The sequence below is a fragment of the Limnohabitans sp. TEGF002 genome, from assembly GCF_055395845.1.
The window spans coordinates 2323623-2344256 of the sequence record NZ_AP029224.1 but is presented as its reverse complement, the minus strand read 5'-3'; the positions used below and the strand labels follow the sequence as shown (position 1 = coordinate 2344256).

The following is a 20634-nucleotide window of genomic DNA, read 5'->3' as shown; positions in this document are numbered from 1 at the left end:
GCTTCAGCGCTGTGGCAAGCCGACGGGGGCAGCGATGGCTCTGGCGGGGCGGAAAATGACCAAGGTCTCGTCTTTGTCAGTGGGCCGTTTGATGGCTGTTTCTTGCGCCCAACCCAAGGACTGGATTTTGGCTGACAGCAAGGAGCTGTTGACGTTGTCCATGATCAGCCAGGGGCAGTCGCTTTGCGGGGACTGCATGGGAATGAGTCTGGCTTGCGCGTGGTGCATCAAGGCTGCGCCTTGTGCCTTGCTGATGCCGGCGTATTGCAGGCATCCGCCAGTGCCTGTGATGCGACTGACCTTTTGTATCAATGGGGCATAGCTTCGGGCGTAGTCGAGCAGGGGTAACCACAGGCTGGTCAGCAGCAGCCAGCAAAGCGCGGCACCGCTGGCGGGCAGCACCAGACTCTTCCAGATGGCGGCGCGGTGGTAACCGGTGCGCCAGCGCACCAGTGCGGCCCAAGCCACGGTGGCGACCAATGCCAAGGCGAATGCCCCGATGGAAAATTCGGGCACGAATTCTGGGGCCAGGCGCGCCACGTTGGCCGCCGGTTTGGCCGGTGTGCCGGTTTGCATGGCCACCCAAACCACCCAGATGATGAGTGCACAGACACTGAAAAACAGCAGCGTGAACCAGTCGATCAGGGCGCCCAGACTGCGGCGCAGCGTGGGCAGCGCTAACGCGGCCAAGGTGGCAATGGCAGGCAGGGAGGTCAAAAGTGCGCGGTCGGATAAGCCCGTGAACCAAGTGGCCCCAACCGTCACGATCACAAACCACAGTGGCAAACCCAGATGCGGGTAGCGCCAGCCGTGCGCGAGTTGTCCTCGCCAGCGCCACAGCGCCCACAGGGCCAGAGGCCATGCAGGCCAAGTGAACCAGACCATCAATTTGGCCAGCACATGGACGTCGACCATGGTGTGAGGCACCACGCGCCAGCGCCACAGATCGAGGGCACCCGCAGTGGTTATGCACAGAAGGGTAATGAGCGCCATCAGGCCTACATCGAGCATGGTCAAGCGGCGTTGCGCTGGATCGGTCTGCGCGGTGGCGCAAATGACCGAGCCACCGATGCCCAGCCACAAGGCGAGGCTGGGAGCCCCCGACAGCGTCAAGCCCAGCATTCCGGCAGCGACCGCCGCAGCGCTTTGAATCCGATGGCGGGTCCAGGTAGACAGGCCAAAAAACAGCAAGGCCGCAAAACACAGCTGACTCAGGGCGGGCGTGGTTTCGTGCGACAGCCGAGCCAAGCCCAGGCATGCCAGCAGCGCCAGCAAGCCACCGTCGGCCATGGCTCTGGCGTAGTCCGCTGGTTTGGCTTCGCCACCAAAGGCAAAGGCCACAGGTTGTGCAGCGGGGTGACGGGTCAGCGCGTAAACCGCATACCAGGTGGACGCCAAAGTGACGCTCAACATCCCGATGAAGGGCAAACGGGCGAATGCGGCTTCAAGTCCTGCGGGCGCCCATTGGATCAAAACAGCGCCCAGCCAATAAGGCAGCAAGGCCAGTTGGGCATCGGGGCTGCCCAATAAAGTGGGTTGAAGCCATGACACGGCGCTGCCGGCACCTGTTTGAGCCAACTGCAGCATGTAGCCAAAGGCTTCGATGTCTTGGGCTTTCCAGTGCGTGCGTCCCCAAAAACCAGGCAAAACATAAGCCGCGCACAACAAAAGCAAGGCCAGACGCGGCAGTCTGCGCACGGCGTTTTGAGCAACGATGGCGGGCGTGGGGTGGTTCACAGAATCAGAAGATAACAGTTCGGGGCGTGGGAGGGTGTCGCCGAGCAAGGCCTACCACCATGGAAAAAGGGCAGGCCGGTTGCCCGGGCTGCCCTTTGGGGTTCACCGATTCGCGAATTACTTGGCGATGGTGGTGGTCTTGCCGAAACGGTTGCGGAATTTCTCCACGCGGCCGCCCATGTTGTCGACCGACTTTTGTGTGCCGGTGTAGAAGGGGTGCGACTCGCTGGTCGTGTCCAGCTTGTACCAAGGCAGCTCGCGGCCGTCTTCCATGGTGATCATCTCTTTGGTGTTAGCGCATGAACGGGTCACGAACTTGAAACCATTGGACATGTCTTGGAAGCAAACTTCACGGTAGTTGGGGTGAATGCCGTCTTTCATGGGAAAATCCTTTTACTTTCGCTACGGTAGCCACTCCTCAGCCTATCTGAGAGCACTTTCCGCAAAACTTGTCGATTATAGGGTATCAGCCGCCGCGACGCATCATGTCGAAGAACTCGGAGTTGTTCTTGGTGGCTTTCATGCTCTTCAAGACCATCTCCATCGCCTCGATTTCGTCCATGTTGTACATGAATTGACGCAGGATGCGGGTTTTTTGCAGCACTTCGGGCTGGAGCAGCAACTCTTCGCGGCGGGTGCCGCTGCGGTTCAAGTTGATGGCGGGGAACACGCGCTTTTCGTAAAGGCGACGCTCCAGGTGAATCTCGCAGTTGCCCGTGCCCTTGAATTCTTCAAAGATCACCTCGTCCATGCGGCTACCGGTGTCGACCAAGGCCGTGGCGATGATGGTGAGCGAGCCGCCTTCTTCCACATTGCGCGCCGCACCAAAGAAACGCTTGGGGCGCTGCAGGGCGTTGGCGTCCACACCACCCGACAGCACTTTGCCAGAGGACGGCACCACGTTGTTGTAAGCACGGGCCAGGCGGGTGATCGAGTCCAGCAAGATGACCACGTCTTTTTTCAGCTCGACCAAGCGCTTGGCACGTTCAATCACCATCTCGGCCACGTGCACGTGGCGCGAGGCGGGTTCGTCGAAAGTGGAGGAGATCACTTCGCCGCGCACGCTGCGCTGCATTTCGGTCACTTCTTCGGGACGCTCGTCGACCAGCAACACCATCAGGTGCACATCGGGGTAGTTGGCGGTGATGGCGTGGGCGATCTGCTGCATCATCACCGTCTTGCCCGACTTGGGCTGCGCCACGATCAGGGCACGCTGGCCGCGGCCAAGCGGGGCAATGATGTCGATCACACGGGCGGTGATGTTTTCTTCGCCCTTGATGTCGCGCTCCAGACGCATCTGCTCTTTGGGGAACAGGGGCGTCAAGTTCTCGAACATGACTTTGTGTTTGTTGTTCTCTGGCAGGTCGTCGTTGACCTTGTCGAGCTTGGTCAGGGCAAAGTAGCGCTCACCGTCTTTGGGGATGCGCACTTCACCTTCGATCATGTCGCCGGTGTGCAGGTTAAAGCGGCGCACCTGGCTGGGGCTGATGTAGATGTCGTCGGTGCTGGCCGTGTAGCTCGAGTCGGGGCTGCGCAAAAAGCCAAAGCCGTCCGGCAAGATTTCAAGCACGCCGTCGGCAAACACCTGTTCGCCCGCTTTGGCGCGCTTTTTGATGATGGCAAACATCAGCTCTTGTTTGCGCATGCGGCCGGTGTTCTCGATTTCAAGCGTGTCGGCTTGCTTCAGGAGTTCGGACACATGAAGTGCCTTGAGTTCGTTCAAATGCATGGGAATGGGCCTGTGTCGAAGCGGACCGCTGTGTGTCCGTTGTCAGATAACCGGGTGGAAATGTTCAGAACCGGATGCCGCCCGGGGTTGGGGGCAGGTGCTTCCGGCAATCAAGGCGTTGGTCCCTGTTCGGGTTGCCTTGTGGAAATTATGACAGGTTTTGAAGAGGGGCTGAAAACAAAAAAACCGGGCCATTCCTGCCCGGTTTCGAATGAGGTGACCGAAGCCTTCGGTCGCCCGTTGGCATCACGCCAGTTGTTGGTCGATGAAAGCCGTCAGTTGTGACTTGCTCATGGCGCCCACTTTGGTGGCAGCGAGCTGGCCGCCTTTGAAAATCATCAAAGTGGGGATGCCGCGGATACCGAACTTGGCGGGGATGTCGCGGTTGTCATCGACGTTCATCTTGGTGATTTGCAGCTTGCCCTCGTAGGCGCTGGCCACTTCGTCGAGGATGGGGGCGATCATTTTGCAAGGACCGCACCATTCAGCCCAGAAGTCCACCACCACGGGTTGACTGGACTGGAGCACGTCGGCTTCGAAAGTGGCGTCGGTAATGTGTTTGATCAGATCGCTGGCCATGGCCTATTCCTTATAAACATTGAAGATGCGGCTAAAGTTATGTCTATTTTGACAGAATCCCAAGGCGCTCACCTGTCGCACAGGCGTTGCCAACACATCATTTCATGACTTATTTCCCCGCATCTGCTGTTTCATCTTCGGGTTCTGCGTTGGCGGTCGATGTGGCGATTGTCGGCGGGGGCCCTGCTGGCTTGATGGCAGCGGAGGTGTTGTCGCAAGCGGGGGTATCGGTTCATTTGTTTGATGCCATGCCCTCCGTGGGGCGCAAATTTTTGCTCGCGGGCAAAGGCGGTTTGAACCTAACCCATGCAGAGCCTTTGGCCCAATTTCGCAGCCGATATGGCCCCCATCAAACGCAAGTGGGGCGCTGGCTGGACCTGATGAATGCCCAATCGGTCAGGGATTGGGCCAAGGGCCTCGGTGTGGAGACTTTCGTGGGCAGTTCGGGGCGGGTATTTCCTCTTGAAATGAAGGCGGCGCCCTTGCTGCGCGCTTGGTTGCATCGATTGAGGCATCCAGCTTCTGGTGTGCCTGTGCAGTTTCACATGCGCCATCGCTGGCGGGGCTGGGACGGGGAGAACTTGGTTTTTCAGCCCACCGGCACATCGGGCGTGAGCCGCGTGCAGGCCCGTGCCACTTTGTTGGCTTTGGGTGGGGCCAGTTGGCCTCGCTTGGGATCAGATGGCGCATGGGTGCCCTTGTTGACCGATCAGGGGGTGGCGGTCGCACCGCTTCAACCTGCCAATTGCGGCTTTGACGTCTTGGGGCGCGAGGGCATGGGTTGGACGGACCATTTCCGACACCGCTTCGCGGGCCACCCACTCAAGTCGGTGGTGCTCCGGGTGGAAGCCGCTTCAAGCATGGGACACGGGGCGAACGCAACCCCCAGGTTCGAGCGCCAAGGTGAATTTGTGATCACCGACACGGGTCTGGAAGGCAGTCTGATTTATGCCGCATCGGCCCTGTTGCGCGACGATCTGGCGCGGGGTGCCTCCCAATTGACGCTGGATTTGTTGCCCGATAAAAGCTTGGATCAGGTGCGTGCCGAGGTGCGTTGGCCGCGTGGCAGTCGCAGTCTGTCCAGCCACCTCAAAAGTCGTTTGGGCATCGATGGCGTCAAGATGGGATTGCTTTTCGAGCTGTGCACCCCGGCCTGTTTGGCGCAGCCCGATGCGTTGGCGCTCAGCCTGAAAAGTTTGTCTGTGCCCCTCAAAAACCCCAGACCCGTGGAGGAAGCGATCAGCACTGCTGGTGGCGTGGCATGGTCGGGTATGTCCTCGGGGGGCATGCTGACGCGCCGACCAGGGGTGTATTGCGCAGGAGAAATGATCGATTGGGAAGCGCCCACAGGGGGGTATTTGCTCACGGCGTGTTTGGCCAGTGGATGGTGTGCGGGGCACACTATTTTGACGAATTTGTAACAAATCTACACAAGTTGTGTATGCCCGCAGGCCATATGCTGCGTTGTTAGCTGGTGAATAACTTCATCAACAACGAGGTAGACATGACGCCAGAAGCTTCCCAGGAATACCAACGTGCCGTAGAAGAGGCCGCCAACGCTTTCATGAAAGTGATGGCCTTGCGTGGTTTCAATGTCCGTGACTACCCACAAAACTTTGTGGCTCAGATGTCTCAGCAAACCAGGTTGGCTTTTGAAACCAACCGAGCCGGTGCCCATCAAAATGCCGACAGATTGGTTTCTGAATTGCTCCGCGCAGCCCCCGCTGCCCCCCAACTGGTGAGCACTTCCAAGGTCAAAACCATGCGATTTTCAGCGTTGCGCCATCGCATGGCCTGAGTGTTTCTAAGACGCATTGGCCTGCCACTTTCCTGAGTGCGCAGGGGCTACTGGAGGCCCAAGAGCCTCAACCCAAGGTGTCGCATCCACCCTTCCTTAAGGGTTTTCTTCCCTGAATTCGCCTGCGTAACGGCTGCTTTGGGATGCACGCGCATTTTCCTGGGCGCGTAAATCCACTCGGCGGATCTTGCCCGAAATAGTCTTGGGCAGGTCGCTGAACTCGATGCGGCGCACCAATTTGTAGCCCGAAACCCGCTCCCGCATGAACGTGAAAATCGCGCCCGCCGTGGCCGCATCGGGGGCATGGCCCGGAGCCAGAATCACATAGGCCTTGGGCACCAAGCCGCGCACGGGGTCGGGCGCGGGCACCACCGCCGCTTCGGCCACCGCCGGGTGTTCGATCAGCGCGCTTTCCAGTTCGAAAGGGCTGATTCGGTAGCCCGAGGACTTGAACACATCGTCGGCCCGGCCCACATAGGTGATGTAACCCTGCTCGTCGCGCTGACCCACGTCGCCCGTGTGGTAGTGGCCATCGCGCATGGCCTCGGCGGTTTTGTCCGTGTCGTCGGCATAACCGTTCATCAACGCGGTGGGGCGGTGCGCCAGGTCAATGCAAATTTCACCCTCGTCGGCGGGTTCTCCATCGGCGTTCAGCAGCACCATCCTGTAACCCGGCAAAGGCCGCCCCATCGAGCCTGCCTTGAGCGGTGCACCCGGCGGGTTGCCAATTTGAGCCGTGGTCTCGGTCTGGCCATAACCGTCGCGGATGGTGATTTGCCAAGCGGCCCGCACCTGATCGATGACCTCGGGGTTGAGCGGCTCGCCCGCTGAAATCAGCTCACGCAACTGCACGGGCCAGGCTTTCAGGTCCTCTTGAATAAGCATGCGCCACACCGTGGGCGGTGCGCACAGGGTGTTGACCTGGTGCTGCACCAGCGTGCCCAGAATGTCTGGCCCGTTGAAGCGTGCGTAGTTGTAAATGAACACGCAGGCCTGCGCGTTGAGCGGCGCAAAAAAGCAGCTCCAGGCGTGCTTGGCCCAGCCCGGCGAGCTGATGGTCCAATGCACATCGCCTTTTTGCAGGCCCAGCCAATACAAGGTGGACAAATGCCCCACCGGGTAGCTTTGCTGGGTGTGTTGCACCAGCTTGGGTTTGGCCGTGGTGCCCGAGGTGAAGTACTCGAGCAAAGGATCGGTCACACGGGTCGGCTCGGGTTGGGTGAAGGCGGTGCTGGCTTGGTGCGACAGCGCGTAATCTTGCCAACCCGCAGGCAAGCCCGCGCCGCCTGACACGCTCACCAAAGTCAGCCCCTTCGTCACGGCGCTGGGCAAATCCAGCACCTTGGCCATGCCCCCCGCGTTGGTGATGATGCACTTGACCCGCCCACGCTCCAGGCGGTCTTGCAAATCGTCGCCCGAGAGCAGGGTGGTGGCGGGAATCAACACCACGCCCAGCTTGATCGCGGCCAGCATGGTCTCCCACAGCGGCACTTCGTTGCCCATCATCAGCAAAATCCGGTCGCCTTTGCGCGCACCCAGAGCCACCAGCCAGTTGGCCACTTGGTTGGAGCGCTGCGACAACTCGGCATAGCTCAGACGAAACTGATCGCCCGATGCCTCCACGATGTGCAAAGCCGGGGCAGGGTTGTCCCGCGCGATGCTGTCAAAGTAGTCCAGCCCCCAATTGAAATGCGTCAAAACAGGCCAGCGAAACGCCGCCACGGCGGCTTCGTAATCGGTGCGATGGGTCAGCAAAGCGTCGCGGCTGGCTAAAAATTGTGCAAGTTCGCTCATGGGCTCCTCGGCGGGCGTTGGGTGCAGGTCAGGATCGTTAAAACAGTTTAGCGCCTGCACATGGGCCTGTGCATGGGGACTTGCCTAGGGAGATCAAGGGTAATACAGGCCTCCGGAGGCCACAGACTCGGCAAGCCAGCCCGCGGCAGTTCAACCGCGCCAAACGACGCTGGGTATGGAATCGGGCAGGGAGATGGTTCAGACATCGGTCAATGAACAGCCCACCGGTCGACAAGATGTTCGGCCTTATCAAAGGCGTAGAGCATCGGGGATGGGGGGCTCAAGGGCCTGGGCAGGGGCACCGACTGAAACCAGGTCTTTAGGCCAACTTGCTTGGCCCAATGGCGCAACTGCCCGAAAAAGGTGACGAGCCTTGACCCCGGCACTGGATTCACAGTTAGGGCTGCTTGGTTCCCCACCTGACCCGGTTGGCCGCTTCACCATGCGGGAAGGCCCGTCGGTGTCCATTGTAGGCGAGCGGGCGGCAGCTTTGTCCGGGGTGCTGTAATTTTGTCGGAACCCTCTGCTCAGAACCACCCCCCTGGCCCGATAGAATCGACCTCCATGTCTTACCTTGTCCTCGCGCGCAAATACCGCCCCCGCAATTTCACCGAAATGGTGGGGCAAGAGCACGTGGTGCAAGCCCTGACCAATGCGCTGGTGCAGCAACGCTTGCATCACGCCTATTTGTTCACCGGCACCCGGGGCGTGGGCAAAACGACGGTCTCGCGCATTTTGGCCAAGTCGCTCAACTGCCAGGGCGCAGACGGGCAGGGCGGCATCACCGCCGAGCCCTGTGGCGTGTGCCAAGCGTGCCGTGACATCGACGCCGGGCGCTTTGTGGACTACACCGAACTCGATGCCGCCTCGAACCGTGGCGTGGACGAGGTGCAAAGCTTGCTGGAGCAGGCGGTTTACAAACCGGTGCAGGGGCGTTTCAAGGTCTTCATGATCGACGAGGTGCACATGCTGACCAACACCGCGTTCAACGCGATGTTGAAGACCCTGGAAGAGCCGCCAGAATATTTGAAGTTCGTGCTGGCCACGACCGACCCGCAAAAAGTGCCCGTGACGGTGCTCTCGCGCTGCCTGCAGTTCAACCTGCGCCCCATGGCCCCCGAGACGGTTTTTGAGCACCTGACCCAGGTGCTGGCGGCCGAGCAGCTGAGCGCCGAGCCCCTGGCACTGCGCCTGCTGGCCCGCGCCGCACGCGGCTCGATGCGCGATGCGCTCAGCCTGACCGACCAGGCCATTGCTTTTGGCAACGGCCAGCTGCAAGAAGCCGGCGTGCGTCAGATGCTGGGCAGCGTGGACCGCAGCCATGTCATGCACATGATCCGCGCCCTGACCGAGGGCGATGGCGCAGCGGTGGTGAACCAGGTCAACGCTTTGCGCCTGCAAGGCGTGTCGGCTGCGGCCACGCTTGAAGACATGGCCATGCTGCTGCAGCGCATGGCCGTGATGCAGATGGTGCCCAGCATGGCGCATGACGGCGAAGACCCCGACACGCAGGGTTTGGCTGATCTGGCCCAGACCATGCCTGCCGAAGAAACCCAATTGCTTTACAGCCTGTGCCTGCATGGGCGCACCGAGTTGGGCTTGGCCCCGGACGAATACGCAGCGCTGACCATGGTCTTGCTGCGCTTGCTGGCCTTCAAGCCCCAAGCGGGATCAGCGGAAAAAAAAAGCCCGCTGACCAGCCCTAAAGCCACTCCTCAGGCCATTCCTCAGGCCTCTCTTGAGCCCGCCCAAGCTGTAGCCCCAGCAGTTCCCGCTCCATCGATCGCCGCTGTCGCGCCCGTCGTGGCACCTGCCGCTCCTGACGAACCTGCTGTGCCAGTCGCCGCCGACCCTCAGCCCAAGCCAGCCCCGCAAGCCGCCCGGCCCAGTGAGGTGCCGCCACCCATGGCTTCACAGATGGCCAAACCGCAGGCTTCAGCGCCCCCCGCCGAGCCAGTCATCAGCCATGCGCAAGCCGAGCCAACCTTGTCTGAGCCGCCCCCTTGGGAGGACTGGCCCGACACCACCGACTACGCCGATGTCCAGTCCATCCACACGCCCGTGGAACACGCGGCCATGCCCGAGCAGCTTCAGGCTGCCCCTGCTTTGCGGTCTTTGCCGGTGCGTGAGGCCACCTCAGGGCGCGCTGATCTGCCTACGCTGTCCGCACCGCCGGCCGTGCAGGCCACACCCGAAGGCGATGTCTGGCTGGAGGTGGTGCAAGGCCTGATGGCGCAAGATGCCATCACAGCTCTGGTGCGCGAGTTGGCTCTGCAGTCGCAGCTGTTGGCCCGCGACGCGAACCAGTGGCAGCTGCGCGTGGAGCGCGAAACGCTCAACCACCTGGCCAGCCGCGAACGCTTACAAACGGCTTTGCAGGCCGCAGGCCATGGCGATGTCAAGCTCGCCATCGAATTGGGCCCTGTGACCGACAGCCCTGCAAGGCGTCTGGCCGTGAAGGCCGCTGAAAAGATGGTGGCCGCACAAGAACTCATTCAAAACGACCCGCTGGTGCAGGCCATGGTGCGCGATTTCGGGGCCAAAATTGTGCCCGGCAGCATCCAGGTCATCTGATTTTTATTCCTCCATACCCACTCTCAATCAAGGAAACCCCATGTTCAACAAAGGACAACTCGCTGGCCTGATGAAACAAGCCCAGGCCATGCAAGACAACCTGAAAAAAGCCCAAGACGAATTGGCATTTGTGGAGGTCGAAGGCCAAGCTGGCTCCGGCATGGTCAAGGTGCTGATGACCTGCAAACACAGCGTGCGCCGCGTGACCATCGACCCCAGCTTGCTGGCGGACGACAAGGACATGCTGGAAGACTTGGTGGCCGCCGCCTTCAACGATGCCGTGCGCATGGCCGAAGAAGTCTCGCAGCAAAAAATGGGCAAGCTCACCGCCGGTTTGCCACCGGGCATGAAGTTGCCTTTCTGATCGCTTGAGCATGGCCGACACCCACGCCCTTGCCACACTGGTGCAGGCCCTCAAGGGCTTGCCGGGGGTGGGCATCAAGTCGGCCCAGCGCATGGCTTTTCAGCTGCTGCAAAACGACCGGGCCACGGCCCGGCAATTGGCGGCAGCCCTAGACAATGCCGTGCAAAAAATCCGCCACTGCGCCTGTTGCCACACCTTCACCGAGGCCGAGCTGTGCGACACCTGCCTGGACGACACCCGTGACCGCACGGTCTTGTGCGTGATCGAAACCCCGGCTGACCAGTCGGCCATTGAGCGCACAGGCACTTACCGGGGGTTGTATTTCGTGTTGATGGGCAAGCTCAGCCCGCTCGACGGCATCGGCCCGCACGACATTGGTCTGGCCAAGCTCAAACAACGCGTGGGCGATGGCGTGCTGACCGAAGTGATCTTGGCCACCAACTTCACCGCCGAGGGCGAAGCCACCGCCCATGTGATCTCTGAAATGATCCGACAGCAAGGCCTGCGCGTGACCCGCTTGGCCCGGGGTGTGCCCGCAGGCAGCGAGCTGGAATACGTGGACCTGGGCACCATCGCCCACGCACTGGTCGACCGGCGCTGATCCTGCACCAGCCGTTGCCAAGAGGTCATTCAATCGCCTCAGTGCCGCAATCCGGTGGTGCGTTTGCTTGTCAACTACCCGAAATCCATTACGTGAAAACCCGCTCGGGAACAATCCCGATGCGCCGCCCAGCACTTGTCCCTATCCTTGGGTCATCGAATGTTCGATGTTCACAGGAGTCGGTTTGTGTCTGGCCTCAATGGGCAACGGCGACAACTTTTGCTGTCAGCGATGGGCGCTTGGGCAGGCACTTCCCTGTCCCCAGCGTCTGCGGAGCCGCTGCGCAAGGTCTCCATCGCGTTGCCAGCCCGGCTAAGCCTCTACCATTTACCGCTCACCTTGGCCGATCAGCTGGGGTATTTCCGTCACGCGGGGGTTGCGGTCGAGTGGTTGGCTCATGAATCCGGCGCTAAGGCGCTGAACAGTGCTTTGCAGGGTCAAGCCGATGTGGTGGCTGGAGCCTTTGACCATGTGTTTGGTTTGCAGGTCAAAGGCTTGAATTACCAGGCCTTTGTGCAGATCGGGCGAACGCCCCAGGTCAGTCTGGGTGTGACTTCAAGGCTGGAGCTGCGTTCGATGATGGCGCTCAAAGGTGCCCGTTTTGGCGTGACTTCACTGGACTCCAGCACCTATTGGATGACTTGTCAGTGGCTCTTGCAAAACGGCTTGTTGCCAGAAGACGTGGTTTTTGTCGAAGTGGGTTCGTCTGCAGGCGCAGCCGATGCCTTGCGCGGTGGTGTCATCGACGCCTTGTGTAACCCCGATCCACTCATGTACGGACTGGAGCAAAAAAACGACATCCGTTTGCTGGCCGAAGCGCGTACCTTGATGTCCACGCGCAAACTGATGGGCGGCCCAGTTCCAGGTGCATGTTTGTTTGCAAAGACTGACTTTTTACAGCGCCAGCCCGAGCTGGCCCAAGCCTTGAGCGACGCGGTGGTGCATGCCCTCAAATGGCTGCAAACAGCAGGTTTGACCGATATCCTGAAGACGGTCCCACCCTGGCACTGGGCAGGAGATCGGGCCATTTATCTGGGTGCTTTCGAAAAATTACGCGAGTCCTACGCGTTGGACGGCTTGTTTGCTGCGGACGCTGTGGCCAATGCATGGCGTGTGCACTCCCGTTTGCCCGGGCGTTTGAACAGCGCCCGGCTGCCTTTGGCGTCAAGCTACACCAATGGTTTTGCGCAGAAGTCCAAAAATCGTTTCGCAGCCTGAGCGGTATCTCAGGCGTGGGCCATTTTCAGCCTATGCCCCCATCAGCGTTTGGGCTTGGTGGATTTCTTCTGGCGTGTCGCAGATACCTTGGGCTTGGTGGCGTTGCCCGGGTTGTTGCGGGCGACGCGCCTAGACGCTTGTGAAGGCACAAGAATGGTCAGGTTTTGGCCTGCGCTCAACCGTGCATTGACCTTCAGTTTGTTCCAGGCGGCCATGTTCGCTTCAGAAACACCATGCCGTGCGGCCAGACTGGCCAGAGAGTCGCCTTGACGTGCCTTGACGGCAATCCTTTTGAGTACCACTTCGGGGGCCAGACCCAGCTGGCCGTTGTCAGCCAGGTGTTCCGTGACATCGTTGTCCAGTCGACCTTTGCGGTGGACCAACAAAGTGGAGCCCGCGGTGACCATCATCCGGGGGGGGATGCCGTTGACCGATCGCAGTTGCTCCACAGGCATATCCAGCTGCTGGGCCACGTCTTCGGGTTTCATGGTGCGAGGGGCTTGCCAAGCTGTCCAGGTGGCCAGGGGCCGGTTGGCATGGGCTTGCAGGTTGCGCTCAAAAACCGTGGCGTTGTCCCAAGGCAGCAAGATCTGGGGGGTACCTGCCGCCAAAATGACCGGACGGTTCATTGAGGGGTTGAGTGCTTTGAAGTCCTCCATGCTCACGGCTGCGAGCTTGACGGCAATGGCCACGTCAATGTCCCGCTCAATGGGGACACTCTTGAAGTAAGGGTGGTTCTGAATCAGGGGCAGCTGGGTGTTGAATACCTCGGGTTGGGCGATGATGTTTTTGACCGCCTGCAGCTTGGGCACGTAGTAACGGGTTTCGTTGGGCATGCTCAAGTCGCTGTAGGTCAGCGGTTTGCCTTGTGCTTTGTTGCGAGCGAGCGCACGGCCCACACTGCCTTCGCCCCAGTTGTAGGCCGCCAATGCCAAATGCCAATCGCCGAACATGTTGTAGAGCTTTTGCAGGTAATCCAGCGCAGCGCGTGTCGATTCCAGCACATCCCTGCGGTCGTCCCTGAACAGGTTTTGCTTCAGGTCGAAGTACTTGCCCGTAGCCGGCATGAACTGCCACATGCCCGCTGCTTTGGCGCTGGACACCGCCTGTGGGTTGAAGGCCGACTCGATGAAGGGCAGAAGGGCCAGCTCAGTGGGCATTTTGCGGCGCTCGAGCTCTTCCACCACATGGAACAGGTAGGGGCGCGAGCGCTCAGTCATGCGCAGCATATAGTCGGGTCGGCTGGAATACCACTGCTCCCGGTTGCGGACCAGGTCGTTTTCCAGATCGGGCATGGCAAAGCCGCGCCGAATGCGTTCCCACACATCGGTTGGCGGGGTCAGCCCCAAAACCCCTTGGGGCTTGAGCGCCACTGAAGTTTCGACAGTGAGGGGCGAGACTTTTTCGGAGGCGGATACAGCTTTCCCCTGAGGTTGGGGACCGGCAGGCACCGGTGTCGAGGCAGGAGGGGGCAGTCCCGATGTGGACGTTGGTGCGGTGGCACAAGCGCCCAACAGCAGACTCAGGCCCAAGCAGACAACAGGGAGCAAGCGCTGGGCTGCAGCCCTTTGAACATGTGCCGCTATCGGGCCGTGGCAGGCAAGTGAGGTCGTCAAAATTCGTTCTTCCATGAGCGCAGTGAGGCAAAGGTCGTGACATCGTCCCGTGCGTGGGCATCGCGCTGACGCACGGCGCTGGCGACAGCACTGCTGCGGCTGCGTAAAAAAGGATTGATCGCGCGCTCGATTGACAGCGGCACGGGCAGGGTGGCCAGGTTTTGCTGGCGCAGGGCGTTGCAAGTTTGGGCGTATTCGCGCAGAACCTGGTTGTCCGGGTCGACCACCAAGGCAAATTTCAGGTTGGACAGGGTGTACTCGTGGGCACAGCAAACGCGTGTGTTGCCAGGCAGGGCGGCCAGACGGTCGAGCGAATCGAGCATTTGGGCGGGCGTGCCTTCAAACAGACGACCGCAGCCGCCCGAAAACAGGGTGTCGCCACAAAAAAGGAGCGGGGCTTGATCGGCAGGCTGCGCCCAAAAAGCGATGTGTCCCAAGGTGTGCCCAGGAACCTCGTGGATATCAAAACTCAAGCCGTGCCAGTCGATGCGTTCGCCCTGTTGCAGCCCGCGAGCTTCAACGGGCATTTTTTCCAGGGCCGGACCGACCACTTGCGCCCCCGTGCGTTCCACCAGATCGGCGAGTCCCCCTGTGTGGTCTGCATGGTGGTGGGTGACTAGAATCAGGTCCAGCCGCACGCCCGGGTGTTGCTCCAACCAGGCCAGCACAGGCGCACTGTCCCCGGGGTCCACCACCAAAGCGTGGTGGTCATCGTGCAACAACCAGATGTAGTTGTCTGAGAATGCGGGCAGTGCAATGAGTTTCATGGAGAGTCAGATTATAGAAAGCCAGTATGCAGCTGACGCATGGTTGGCCCGTTTGGGTCAGCCGGTGGCGTCGCGCCTGCTCGATTGGGAGCAGCAGCAGGCCGATGCCTTGCTGGCCGATGTGTTCGGTTACCACGCGTTGCAACTGGGCTGGCCCCAGCTACAGGCCCTGCGCAGCAACCGCATGCCCCACCGCTGGATGGCCCGGGCGGAATTTGAGCCTGTCTTGACGCTGCCAGCCGAAGCGTCGCCAGACGCGCCACATGTCTGTCTGGACAGTCGGGCTTGGCCCTGGCCGCCCGACAGCCTGGACCTGGTGGTCTTGCCCCATGCGTTAGAGCGCTCGGCTGATCCGCATGCTTGTCTGCGTGAAGTCGAGCGTGTCTTGATCCCCGAGGGGCAGGTCTTGATCACTGGGCTCAATCCTTGGAGCTTGTGGGGTTGGCAGCAAGCACGCGGGAGCCGGGGCGAGGGGCTGTGCGGTGCACATTCGGGCGATTTGATCGGTTACCGGCGTTTGCGGGACTGGTTGCGTTTGTTGGGTTTTGAGGTTCAGATCAGCCGGTTTGGCGGATGGTCCCCCGCCTTGGGCAGCGAACGCTGGATGCAGCGCTTGCAATGGATGGACAAGGTGGGCGAACGCTGGTGGCCGATTTTGGGCGGTGTTTACCTGATCATGGCCACCAAGAGGGTGCCCGGTGGTCGCTTGATCGAGGGCCGCCGCTGGCGCACGGTACGATCGCCCGCTTCGGCAACCGCTCCTGTGGCCCGTTCAGACACCACCATGGGCCAAGCCACGGCCCCGAAAGACTTTGTTGACTCACGTTGAAATTCACACCGATGGCGCCTGCAAAGGCAATCCCGGACCCGGCGGGTGGGGTGTTCGCCTGCAGTCGGGCCAACATGTTCAAGAGCTGTTTGGCGGTGAGCTGAACACGACCAACAACCGCATGGAGATGACCGCCGTCATCGAAGGCCTGCTGGCACTCAAGCGACCCTGCCAAGTCACGCTTTACCTAGACAGCGAATACGTGCGCAAAGGCATTACCGAGTGGATCCATGGCTGGAAAGCACGGGGCTGGCGTACTGCCGCCAAGCAGCCCGTCAAAAACGCCGATTTGTGGCAAAAACTGGACGCGGTGGTGTCCACTTCGGGACACCAGATCGACTGGCGCTGGGTCAAGGGTCACAACGGGGATCCGGGCAACGAGCGGGCCGATGCGCTGGCCAATCAAGGCGTGGACAAAGCTTTGGGCCGCTGAACGCGCTGGTTTTACCAAGGTGACCCGATCAAGCCCGCCATCGCTCGGGTCCAAACGGCCGAGCTGAGCCCATTGGGTAAATGGGTTGGCGCTGTTACATTCTGTCAGTCTTGGTGAATTCAACCTGAGAGAGATCTGAATGGCTTACAAGAAGAAATACGCCGTGCTGGCGTTGGTGGGTGTGGGTGTGGCGTCCGGTGCGGCCTGGTGGCTTCAAAACAAAGGCAGTGCCTCGGACGAGGCGGCCAAACCTGCCACCACGGCAGCCGCTCCAGCAGGCCCCGCTCGAGCCCCCGCAGTGGAGGTGGCCAAGGTGGACACCATCACCTTGGTCGACGAAACTCAAGCGGTGGGCAGTTTGCGCTCTCGCCAAGGGGTGATGCTGCGTCCTGAGGTGGGTGGGCGAGTCAAGCAGATTTTCTTCAACGATGGCCAGCGGGTGCGCAAAGGCCAATTGCTGGTTCAATTTGAAGACCAGCTGCAGCAGGCCCAGTTGTCACAGGCCAAGGCCGAGCTGTCGATTGCCGAGGCCAACCACAAGCGCAACCAGGAACTGGTGACGCAAAATTTCATCAGCAAGCGATCCCTTGATGAAAGCGGTGCCGCGTTGGAAGTCTCACGGGCCAAGCTGGCCTTGGCCGATGCCACTTTGCAGCGCCTTAAAGTGCTGGCACCATTTGACGGTATCACCGGTCTCAAGCAAATCAACGTGGGTGATTACCTCAAGGACGGCGCTGACATGGTCAACATCGAAGACATCGATGCTGTGTTGGTTGACTTCCGTCTGCCTGAGCGCTTTCAGGCCAAGATCCGTGCAGGTCAAAAGGCCCAGCTGACAGTGGACGCCCTGCCAGGTCGCCCCTTCTCGGCCATTGTGCAGGCGGTGGACCCCTTGATCGAGGTCAATGGCCGCTCGGTGGGTGTTCGTGGGTGCATCGACAACCGCCAGCAGCAATTGCGTCCAGGCATGTTTGCCCGGGTCAATGCGGTGTTCGGTGTGCGTGACAACGCGCTGGTGATCCCCGAGGAGGCCATCATTCCGCAGGGCGGCCGCACCTTTGTGGTCAAGGTCGTGGCCGGAGACAAGCCCGAAGTCCTGATTTCTGAACGTGTGTCGGTCAAGGTGGGTCTGCGCCAGCCCGGTAAGGTCGAGATTCTGGAAGGCTTGGCCGCAGGCGACACCGTGGTGACCGCAGGTCACCAACGCTTGCAAAAAGATGGCACCGCAGTGCGCGTGGTCGATTTGTCCCAGCCTGGCGGCGGTCGACCTGCCGGGGCAGCCGGACCAGCTGGCGCTCCTGCGGCTGGTGCATCCGCTGCGCCCGCCGCATCGGCCTCAGCCGCGGCTGGCCCCGCCTCCGGTGGCCCAGCGACTGCGGGTGCTGGCGCACCCGGTGCGACGGCCAAGCCAGCACAGCCGCCAGCCAAGCCTGTGGCCCTGTCGGGCCCCAACCCTTGCCTGAGGGGCGCCGATGCAGCTCGCTGAAGTTTCCATCCGACGGCCTGTCCTGGCCGTGGTCATGTCCTTGCTGATCTTGCTGATCGGTGCGGTCAGTTTCAAAAGCCTCTCGCTGCGCGAGTACCCCAAGATCGACGAGCCCACCGTCACGGTCACCACCCGCTATGTGGGCGCATCGGCCGAGGTGGTGGAGTCGCAGGTCACCAAACCGCTGGAGGACTCGATTGCGGGCATCGACGCGGTGGACGTCATCACCTCCATCAGCCGAGCTGAGCAGTCGCAGATCACCGTGCGTTTCCGTTTGGAAAAAGACGCCGACACGGCGGCTGCTGAAGTGCGTGACCGCACGTCTCGGGTGCGCAACCGCTTACCGCAAACCATCGAAGAACCGGTGATCGCCAAGGTCGAAGCCGATGCCTTCCCTGTGATTTGGCTGGCTTTTTCCAGCGACACACTGAACCCTTTGCAAATCAACGATCTGGTCAACCGGGTTGTCAAGCCGCGTCTGCAAACCGTGACGGGTGTGGCCGATGTGCGCATCTTTGGTGAGCGCAAATACGCCATGCTGGTGTCGCTGGACCATGCACGCTTGTCGTCCTACAAGCTCACGCCGCAAGACGTGGAAGACGCCATCCGCCGCAGCAATCTGGAGTTGCCAGCGGGGCGGATCGAGTCGACCACCCGCGAGTTTAGCGTGTCCTCACAGACCGACCTGAACCGACCCGGACAGTTTGGCGAGATCGTGATCCGCAGCGTCAACGGCTTTCCCGTCAAGTTGCGTGATGTGGCACAAATCCGCGAAGGCGCAGCCAATGATCGCAGCCTGGTGCGCCTGAATGGCCAATCGGCTATTTCAGCCGGAGTGATCCGCCAAGCCACGGCCAACCCGCTGGACTTGTCTGCAGGGGTGCGCGAGATGATTCCCCGTCTGAAGGCCGATTTGCCTGAGGACATCACTATCGACATCGCCAACGACAACTCCGTGTTCATTGACCGCTCCATCAAGAACGTGTTCAGTACGATTGTTGAAGCTGTGGTGTTGGTGGCCTTGGTGATCTTTGTCTTTTTGCGCACCGTGCGTGCTTCCATCATCCCGATTATCACCATCCCGGTTAGCCTGATTGGCGCGTTTGCCATGATGGCTTTGGCGGGTTTCACCATCAACACCCTGACCTTGCTGGCGCTGGTGCTGGCCATTGGCCTGGTGGTGGACGATGCGATCGTGGTGCTGGAAAACATTTACCGGCACATCGAAGAAGGGCTGGACCCGTTTTCAGCCGCCATCAAAGGCGTGCGTGAGATCAGCTTTGCTGTGATCGCCATGACGCTCACGCTGGCGGCGGTGTTTGCGCCTTTGGCCTTCACACCTGGGCGAACGGGCAAGCTCTTTGGCGAATTTGCGCTGGCACTGGCCGGAGCGGTGATCATCTCGGGTTTTGTGGCGCTCACTTTGGCGCCCATGCTCAGCTCAAAATTGTTGCGCCATAACCCCAACCCCGGCTGGTTTGACCGCAGCATGGAGCGCTGGCTCACGGCACTGTCAACGGGCTATGAAAACCTCTTGCGCCTGATCCTGACCCGTGCCCGATGGGCTGTGGTGTTGGTCATGATCGGCTCGGGTGTAGGCATCGCTTGGATATACCCCACCATGAAGCAAGAACTCGCTCCCCTGGAGGACCGGGGCACGATTTTGGCCACCATCAACGCACCCGATGGTTCGACCTTGGAGTTCACCGACCGCTATGCACGTGCGCTGGAAAAAATTGGTCAAAGCTATCCTGAATTTGACCGTATTTTTGCCAGCATGGGCAACCCCACGGTGGGCCAGGGCTCAGTGATTTACCGGGCCAAGGACTGGGACGAGCGCGAACGCAGCACGCTGCAAATTGCCCGAGAAATGGGGCCAAAATTCGGCGGATTGTCCGGTGTCAATGCCTTCCCGATCACCCCACCATCGCTGGGGCAGGGTTTCCGTGAGCGGCCGTTGAACTTCGTCATCCAGACTTCGGACAGCTACCAAAACCTGAGCGCGGTGGCCAGGCAAATGATGGACGAAGTGGCCAAAAAACCGGGCATTTTGCAGCCCGATGTGGACCTGCGCCTGAACAAGCCCGAACTGCGCGTGGAGGTGGACCGCGTCAAGGCCGCTGAGTTGGGTGTGAGCATCGAAGTGGTGGCCAAAACCATTGAGACCATGTTGGGTGGCCGCGTAGTGACGCGTTACAAGCGCGATGCCGAGCAGTACGACGTGATCGTGCAAACCTTGGCTTCAGCTCGCAACACGCCCGACGACATCGACGTGATCCAGGTGCGGGGCCGCAACGACACCATGATTCCCTTGTCGAGTCTGGTGAAGGTGCGCGAAAGCGTCTCGCCCCGCGAGTTGAACCATTTTGGGCAGCGCCGTTCTGTGTCGATCACGGCCAACCTCGCACCTGACTACTCGCTGGGTGAAGCCTTGAAGTTCATGGACGAAACCGCTGCCAAGGTGCTCAAACCTGGCTACACCACGGAACTCAACGGCACTTCTCGCGAATTCAAGAACTCACAAGGCGCTTTGGTGATCGTGTTTGTGCTGGCGCTGTTCTTCATCTTTTTGGTGTTGGCGGCGCAGTTCGAAAGCTTCATCGACCCCTTTGTGATCATGTTGTCGGTGCCGCTGTCGATGATCGGTGCGCTGTTGGCGCTCAAGTTCACGGGCGGTTCGCTCAACGTCTATTCGCAGATTGGTCTGATCACGCTGGTGGGCCTGATCACCAAGCATGGCATTTTGATCGTGGAGTTCACCAACCAGCTGCGCGAGCAAGGCTTGGCCACGCAAGAGGCGTTGATCAAGGCTTCGGCCCAGCGCCTTCGCCCCATTTTGATGACCACAGGGGCCATGGTGCTGGGCGCGGTGCCGCTGGCGCTGGCCACAGGTGCAGGCGCTGAGAGCCGCACGCAAATCGGCTGGGTCATTGTGGGCGGCATGAGCTTGGGCACCTTGTTGGCCATCTTTGTGGTGCCGACCATGTACTCGCTTCTGGCTCGCAAAGCCGTGCCGGGGCCCAATAAGTCGGTGGCGCATGACGAGCCTGCAGCGCAGGGCTATTCCGCCGGACATTGACCATCGGTGGGGCGAGCCTTCGCGAGCAGG

Annotated in this window: 17 protein-coding genes and 1 other RNA gene; 10 read left to right on the top strand and 8 right to left on the bottom strand. The window is 60.6% G+C overall.

Annotated features, from left to right (window positions below):
* Positions 1-3 precede the first annotated feature (3 nt).
* From ACZ5SR_RS11630 to trxA, 4 genes are all read right to left on the bottom strand, one after another.
* Complete coding sequence (locus ACZ5SR_RS11630) at positions 4-1737, bottom strand: hypothetical protein (RefSeq protein ID WP_464448829.1); 1734 nt, start codon at positions 1735-1737, stop codon at positions 4-6.
* Between the two features lie 117 nt (positions 1738-1854).
* Positions 1855-2118: a type B 50S ribosomal protein L31 gene (locus tag ACZ5SR_RS11625; RefSeq protein WP_062405888.1), complete on the bottom strand. Its 264-nt coding sequence runs from the start codon at positions 2116-2118 to the stop codon at positions 1855-1857.
* 85 nt (positions 2119-2203) lie between these two features.
* A complete protein-coding gene (gene rho, locus ACZ5SR_RS11620; RefSeq protein ID WP_062405887.1) occupies positions 2204-3466 on the bottom strand; it encodes a transcription termination factor Rho in 1263 nt (420 codons plus the stop codon).
* 246 nt (positions 3467-3712) lie between these two features.
* Positions 3713-4045 carry a thioredoxin TrxA gene (trxA, locus tag ACZ5SR_RS11615; RefSeq protein WP_464448828.1) on the bottom strand — a complete coding sequence of 111 codons (333 nt, stop codon included), beginning with the start codon at positions 4043-4045 and terminating at the stop codon, positions 3713-3715.
* Between the two features lie 104 nt (positions 4046-4149).
* Here trxA and ACZ5SR_RS11610 point away from each other — a divergent pair, with 104 nt between their 5' ends.
* Together ACZ5SR_RS11610 and ACZ5SR_RS11605 are read left to right on the top strand one after the other, a co-directional pair.
* Positions 4150-5466: a BaiN/RdsA family NAD(P)/FAD-dependent oxidoreductase gene (locus tag ACZ5SR_RS11610; protein WP_464448827.1), complete on the top strand. Its 1317-nt coding sequence runs from the start codon at positions 4150-4152 to the stop codon at positions 5464-5466.
* 83 nt (positions 5467-5549) lie between these two features.
* Positions 5550-5843, top strand: coding sequence for a hypothetical protein (locus ACZ5SR_RS11605; RefSeq protein ID WP_464448826.1), 294 nt, complete (start codon positions 5550-5552; stop codon positions 5841-5843).
* A gap of 96 nt (positions 5844-5939) precedes the next feature.
* Here the strand turns inward: ACZ5SR_RS11605 and ACZ5SR_RS11600 are convergent, their stop codons facing one another.
* On the bottom strand, positions 5940-7637 hold the full coding sequence (locus ACZ5SR_RS11600; protein WP_464448825.1) for an AMP-binding protein: 1698 nt from the start codon (positions 7635-7637) through the stop codon (positions 5940-5942).
* Between the two features lie 362 nt (positions 7638-7999).
* Positions 8000-8096: signal recognition particle sRNA small type (ffs, locus tag ACZ5SR_RS11595), an RNA gene on the bottom strand.
* Positions 8097-8201: 105 nt separating this feature from the next.
* Between ffs and dnaX the strand changes: the two genes are divergently transcribed.
* From dnaX to ACZ5SR_RS11575, 4 genes are all read left to right on the top strand, one after another.
* The gene (gene dnaX / locus ACZ5SR_RS11590) at positions 8202-10211 is read left to right on the top strand and encodes a DNA polymerase III subunit gamma/tau (protein ID WP_464448824.1); all 2010 of its coding nucleotides are present in this window, start codon (positions 8202-8204) and stop codon (positions 10209-10211) included.
* A gap of 40 nt (positions 10212-10251) precedes the next feature.
* On the top strand, positions 10252-10575 hold the full coding sequence (locus tag ACZ5SR_RS11585; RefSeq protein WP_100117600.1) for a YbaB/EbfC family nucleoid-associated protein: 324 nt from the start codon (positions 10252-10254) through the stop codon (positions 10573-10575).
* Positions 10576-10585: 10 nt separating this feature from the next.
* Positions 10586-11176 (top strand): recombination mediator RecR, encoded by a 591-nt coding sequence (gene recR / locus ACZ5SR_RS11580; protein WP_464448823.1) that lies wholly within the window; start codon positions 10586-10588, stop codon positions 11174-11176.
* Between the two features lie 186 nt (positions 11177-11362).
* A complete protein-coding gene (locus tag ACZ5SR_RS11575; RefSeq protein WP_464448822.1) occupies positions 11363-12394 on the top strand; it encodes an ABC transporter substrate-binding protein in 1032 nt (343 codons plus the stop codon).
* Positions 12395-12435: 41 nt separating this feature from the next.
* Here the strand turns inward: ACZ5SR_RS11575 and ACZ5SR_RS11570 are convergent, their stop codons facing one another.
* Positions 12436-13767 (bottom strand): transglycosylase SLT domain-containing protein, encoded by a 1332-nt coding sequence (locus tag ACZ5SR_RS11570; RefSeq protein ID WP_464448821.1) that lies wholly within the window; start codon positions 13765-13767, stop codon positions 12436-12438.
* A 239-nt stretch (positions 13768-14006) separates the two neighbouring features.
* Positions 14007-14777, bottom strand: a complete 771-nt coding sequence (gene gloB / locus ACZ5SR_RS11565) for a hydroxyacylglutathione hydrolase (protein ID WP_464448820.1) — start codon at positions 14775-14777, stop codon at positions 14007-14009.
* On the opposite strand from gloB, the gene ACZ5SR_RS11560 reads away from it, so the two are divergent.
* The 4 genes from ACZ5SR_RS11560 to ACZ5SR_RS11545 all read left to right on the top strand — a co-directional run bounded on the left by ACZ5SR_RS11560 (position 14776) and on the right by ACZ5SR_RS11545 (position 20604).
* Positions 14776-15606, top strand: a complete 831-nt coding sequence (locus ACZ5SR_RS11560) for a class I SAM-dependent methyltransferase (RefSeq protein WP_464448819.1) — start codon at positions 14776-14778, stop codon at positions 15604-15606. The two genes, gloB and ACZ5SR_RS11560, sit on opposite strands and share 2 nt — an antisense overlap.
* Positions 15593-16039, top strand: a complete 447-nt coding sequence (gene rnhA / locus ACZ5SR_RS11555; RefSeq protein WP_464448818.1) for a ribonuclease HI — start codon at positions 15593-15595, stop codon at positions 16037-16039. Before ACZ5SR_RS11560 ends, rnhA begins: the two co-directional genes overlap by 14 nt.
* 139 nt (positions 16040-16178) lie before the next feature.
* Positions 16179-17525 carry an efflux RND transporter periplasmic adaptor subunit gene (locus tag ACZ5SR_RS11550; RefSeq protein WP_464448817.1) on the top strand — a complete coding sequence of 449 codons (1347 nt, stop codon included), beginning with the start codon at positions 16179-16181 and terminating at the stop codon, positions 17523-17525.
* Entirely contained in the window at positions 17512-20604 is a 3093-nt protein-coding gene (locus ACZ5SR_RS11545; RefSeq protein ID WP_464448816.1) for an efflux RND transporter permease subunit, read from the top strand. The genes ACZ5SR_RS11550 and ACZ5SR_RS11545 overlap by 14 nt, the downstream gene beginning before the upstream one ends.
* The last annotated feature ends 30 nt before the right edge of the window (positions 20605-20634 follow it).